The organism is Treponema sp. R6D11 (assembly GCF_054786075.1).
On sequence record NZ_BDHD01000342.1, the window covers coordinates 1 to 1,351 of the forward strand.

Sequence of the window (1,351 nt, forward strand, 5' to 3'; positions counted from 1 at the left end):
ACAAAAAAAAGACAACGAGATAACAGAAGACGATTTAAAAAAACTCGAGACGGAATTGCAAAACCTAACGGATAGGAAAATCAAAAAAGTCGACGAGATGTTAGAGGCGAAGACGAAAGAAGTAATGGATGTTTAAAAGGTTAGACAAATCTAACATTCCGCAAAATGTTGCGATTATTATGGACGGCAACGGGCGGTACGCTCTAAAAACAGGGCTAGGAGCGCGGTGGCTTGGGCATCGAAAAGGCGTCGACGCCTTGCGAAACGTTATTTCTCGAGCATATGAGCTTGGCATAAATCATCTAACGGTTTTCGCGTTTTCCACAGAGAATTGGAAGCGCGCGCCGAAAGAAGTTGAGACGATATTTGCGCTTTTAATGGAGTTTTTGAAAAATTATAAAGCGGAATTAGCAGGGCGAGAAATTTGCGTGAAACCGATTGGCGACGTGTCTGCTTTGCCAAAAGAAATCCAAGATGAACTAAAAAAAGTAGCCAAGGCAACGAGCAAAAACAGGAAAATGATATTCAACGTTGCGCTAAACTATGGCGGGCGAGACGAGATATTGCGCGCATGCAACAAGGCAAAAGGCAAGATAAAAACCGAAGAAGGCTTCGCAAAATTATTAGACGCGCCAGAGCTTGACAACGTCGATCTAGTCATCAGGACATCGGGCGAAAAGCGAATTTCTAATTTCTTATTATGGCAGAGCGCATACGCCGAGTTTTATTTCACGGACAAATTATGGCCGGCTTTTGGAAAAAAAGATTTGGATAGGGCAATAATAGAATATCAAAAACGAAACAGAAGGCGCGGAGGTTAATTATGAAAAACCGTTTGATTTATGGCAGTTTGGCGTTTTTGTTTCTCGCTGTAGTGACGATTTTTAGCGAATTGTCTTTCAGTATCACGGCTCTAGCCGTGGCTATGATCGCGCTGTGGGAAGTTTTTTGGGCAGTCGGCATAGGAGATAAGAAAACGTTAATCGGCGTTGGCTTCGTCGCCGCGCTCGCGCTTATTTGGTGCGATTTTTATATCTTAGTTGTCGCTGTATTCGCTGCTGTTTTGATGATATTATACATTTTTTCTAAATATAGTTTTAAGGATATCTCGACCGTTTTCGCGATAGTGTTTTTAATCGCATTCCCGTTCGCATCTATAATTGTTTTGCGCGGAACCCCTCAAGGCGCGTATTACATTTGGATAGCACTTTTAGGAACGTTTGCAGCAGACACATTTGCGATGCTGTCGGGCAATTTGTTCGGCAAAAGGAAACTGATACCTAGCGTCAGCCCGAAAAAAACTGTTGTTGGCGCGGTCGGCGGAGCGCTGGGCGCGATTGTTGTTATATCT

Annotated in this window: 3 protein-coding genes; all 3 read left to right on the top strand. The window is 43.4% G+C overall.

The features are described 5' to 3' along the window. The coding region (locus tag ACYVTD_RS12935; protein WP_461248156.1) for a ribosome recycling factor at positions 1-136 on the top strand (136 nt) is incomplete at its 5' end. Further along, positions 129-821 carry a polyprenyl diphosphate synthase gene (gene uppS, locus ACYVTD_RS12940; RefSeq protein WP_461248154.1) on the top strand — a complete coding sequence of 231 codons (693 nt, stop codon included), beginning with the start codon at positions 129-131 and terminating at the stop codon, positions 819-821. The genes ACYVTD_RS12935 and uppS, both read left to right, overlap by 8 nt. A gap of 2 nt (positions 822-823) precedes the next feature. Continuing rightward, positions 824-1,351 (top strand): phosphatidate cytidylyltransferase (locus ACYVTD_RS12945; protein ID WP_461248155.1); only part of this gene is annotated, 528 nt, incomplete at its 3' end.